The organism is Sandarakinorhabdus cyanobacteriorum, assembly GCF_002251755.1.
GTDB classification, from domain to species: domain Bacteria; phylum Pseudomonadota; class Alphaproteobacteria; order Sphingomonadales; family Sphingomonadaceae; genus Sandarakinorhabdus; species Sandarakinorhabdus cyanobacteriorum.
The window spans coordinates 1-3332 of sequence record NZ_NOXT01000026.1 but is presented as its reverse complement, the minus strand read 5'-3'; the positions used below and the strand labels follow the sequence as shown (position 1 = coordinate 3332).

General features: G+C 65.0%; 3 protein-coding genes. All 3 read right to left on the bottom strand.

The features are described from left to right. Window positions 1-233: 233 nt before the first annotated feature. Window positions 234-662 (bottom strand): SRPBCC family protein, encoded by a 429-nt coding sequence (locus CHU93_RS00510; RefSeq protein ID WP_094472271.1) that lies wholly within the window; start codon window positions 660-662, stop codon window positions 234-236. 110 nt (window positions 663-772) lie between these two features. Then, entirely contained in the window at window positions 773-2524 is a 1752-nt protein-coding gene (locus CHU93_RS00505) for a carboxylesterase/lipase family protein (RefSeq protein ID WP_094472270.1), read from the bottom strand. 108 nt (window positions 2525-2632) lie between these two features. Continuing rightward, window positions 2633-3271 (bottom strand): M20/M25/M40 family metallo-hydrolase, encoded by a 639-nt coding sequence (locus CHU93_RS00500; protein ID WP_165768536.1) that lies wholly within the window; start codon window positions 3269-3271, stop codon window positions 2633-2635. Window positions 3272-3332: the final 61 nt, after the last annotated feature.

Genomic DNA, 3332 nt, shown 5'->3' with positions numbered 1-3332 from the left:
TGGGTGTCGCGTTAGCTCGTAACACTGGGTGTCCATTGACAACTCGCCAGCAAAGCAAACTGTGGCTGGTTAAGACCATATGGTCGAAGACGCTCGTTCAAGCCGCGCTGCCAGACCATGAAATCGCGCCAGAACCGGAAGCCGGGGCTGGCTTGAGGTCGTGCATACGAGCTACCGAAAAGCGCATACGAACCGGATTCCAACGGGACGTGGTGGTCTTTAGAAACCGACATTCACGAACCTGTCCCAGTTTCAAGCGCTTCGGCATGCCGCTTCAAGCCAGCGAGCGTGTCAGGCAGAGTTGCATCGACTGCCCGCCCGATCAATACCCTGAAAAGTGGTGCCAAAAACCCCTCAAAGCGAACCGTATGTGTGGCCCGGGTTCCACTGGCAATAGCCATCAGACGATGATCGAACAGCATACGGCAGAGCAGCAACCGACTTTCCACCAAGAAGCTAACGCCGTGCTCCACGCTGGTAACTTTGATTTTGGCCTTTGGCCCGGCGCGGGGCTTCAGCCACCCTTTGCTCCCAGGCTTCAATCCGTCGGGCAAAGCAACATCGGAAACCTCGCTGTCCCAGCGTCGCCAGGCGCCTATATCTGAGTACAGGGAAAACACCCGGTAAGGTGCTGCTTGGATGTCGACGGAGTGCTCAATCACTGGAGAGCCCAAATAGTAAAGTGCCTTATCAATAGATGAGTGCTCGGATGTTGTCAATCCAACTGACCGGCCGAGCCAGCGCCGCCAGTGCGGGGCGGGGGCGTGCGGGCTCAGCGCGTTTGCGCCGGTTGGCCAGCCTCCAATGTGGCTGCGATCTGCCGATCAAACAGGCGGCATTCCGGCAAGGCCTCGTGCGTCACGGCCACCGGGCCGTTGCTGGCAAAGCGCAGCCCGGCACCCCGGTCATCGGCTGTCGGCCAGCCTGGCAGGCCGCCGCCGTTGGGATTGCCCGTCCTGGCGAAGTTCGCCCAATAACGTTGCAAGCTGCGAACCAGATTATGGTCGCGGGGCTGGTCGGCGGGTGGCGACAGGACCCCGAAAAGATATTGCATATCCCAGATGTGAACAGCGCCGAGCGGTTCATAGCCGTGCGAGAATTCAAACCGCCATGTCGGCGCAACTCGGCTGTGCCATCGGGCCAGAGCGACGGCACCACAGCGGAAGTTGATGTCGGTCGATGCTGCGATGTCGCGGTTGCCCGCGCCCGGCGCCAGATAGAGCGCAAGCGCGTCGGCGCGCAGGTTCGGATCGGTGTAGAAATCGGCGAGGATCTTTCGACCAGCGTCGGAAAGCGGTGTTTCCGGCAAAGCACCCGCCAGCGGCCGGTTCGCGTCTGAGGCAGCCAACCGTGCCGCGGCAGAACCACGCGTGCCCATGTTCTGGAAGTCGCCGTCCCGTGCGGTGTTGCCGACGATCAGCGGGATTGCCATGTCCCGGCCGTCGCGGACAGCCAGCGCCGGAAGCGCCTGCGCATAATGACCGTCGGCGATGGGTGTCGGTATGGAAAGACGGGTCTGATCTGGCCTGCGGGTGAAGGCAGCGAAAATCTTGTCCGGTGGCATGGCGCGCATGGCCGCGATGCTGCCGGTGCCTGCAACGCCCAGTCGCGCGGCGACCATGCTGCCGTGCGCTTCGGCAGCTGCCAGATCGATATCAGGCGGTCCGGCATCGACGACATTGCCGCTATGCAGGATGGCCCAGTGGAACAGGCCCCTGGCGGCCGGCGACGTCATCAGCAGGCCGATGTTCCAGGCGCCCGCGGACTGGCCGATGGCGGTCACCCGTCCGGGATCGCCGCCGAACGCTGCGATGTTCAGCTGCAGCCAGCGCAGCGCCATCACCATGTCGGACAGGCCATAGTTGCCCGACGAGCGGTGCGGCGACTCCGCGGTCAGTTCGGGGTGTGCGAGATAGCCGAACACGCCAACGCGATAGCTGGCCGTGACAACCACAACATCGTGGCGCGCCAGCAAGGCACCGTCATAGGGGGGGTCCAGCTCGGAGTCGCCCGTCGCCGACCCGCCAATGTTCGATCCGCCGTGGAAAAAGACCATGACCGGCAGGCGATGGCGAGGCCCGGCGCTCCGGGGCACCCAGATGTTGAGATAGAGGCAATCCTCGCTGCTGCGCACCGCCACGCTGTGGTTCCAGCCGAAGTCGCGCTGTGCGCAGGGGGGCGCAGAGACGATCGCCGCGCGCGTGCCGCGCCACGGCGGTGCCATGACGCTGTCCCGCCACCGGTAGTCCCCGACCGGCGGCACCGCAAAGGGCACGCCGCGAAACACTTTGAGGCCGGCCTCCATGGCTCCCTGCAGCGTGCCCGCAGGCGTGACAATTACCGGCGGCGGCGCGGCTGCCTGCACCTGTTCGCACGCCGCCAGGCAGAGCGCGGCGATTAATCGGCGGAAAGTCGAGACAGATAGCATTGCGGTCACCCTCGCTGGTTGATGATGGTCGCGTTGGCGCCTGCGCATGCGCCATGCCCTTGCCGGCCAGCCTTCAACCCCAAGCTGGCCAACCATGGCCGTCGGGCTCTGCGGCAACCCCGTTCCGGCATTGGTGCGTTCGGCAGCGCATATGGCAGCCAGCCCGATCCGCGCAGTCGGACGGGGCACATGTGCATGCACGGGTCAGCGCACCGCGCCCAAGCGGCCGACGGTGCGGATCAGGGCGGCGGCAAGATAGAGCCGCCGCGGGATGGCATCAATCAGCACATATTCGTCGCCGCTGCTGTGGGCACCAAAACTCGGCAGGCCCAGCAGTTCGATCACCGGCACCCCAGCCCTGCCGGCAAAGCCGGCGTCGCTGCCACCACCAAGGCGTGGAACCACCCGCAGTTCCGGTCCGCCGGCATCGCGATAATGCTGCTGCGCCAGCGCAATCAGGCGCAGGCCGGCCGCGTCGGCGGTAAACGCCGGCCGGTTGATGTGGACGTTGACCGTCACCTTCGCGCCCGGTGCCTCGGGCACGGCGAGCCGCTTGTGCAGCTCGACCTCGAACTGGCGGACGTTGGCGTCGCTGATGTCGCGCAGATCGCCGCGCAGCGTGATGCTGTCGGGGATCATGTTGCGGGCCCCGCCGGTCTGCATCACTTGTGTCCAGTGGAAGCGTCGCCGGCCGGGCCCGAGGTCCAGATCACGCGTGACAGTGATGATGTGGGCGGCCTCTTCCAGCGCGCTGATGCCCTGTTCGGGCGCAGCCCCGGCATGGGCGGCCTTTCCTGCGACGTGCACTTCAACGCTGTTGGTGCCGGACGTGCCGATGGCCAAAATCTCGCCGGGGCGGGAATCGTGTGAATCGGCATGGAATATTGACCCCTGTTGAGGGGTG

Bases quoted from the DNA above. Each gene is read 5' to 3' on its own strand.
- CHU93_RS00505 (WP_094472270.1), bottom strand. From the start codon at position 2,524: ATGGTTGGCCAGCTTGGGGTTGAAGGCTGGCCGGCAAGGGCATGGCGC.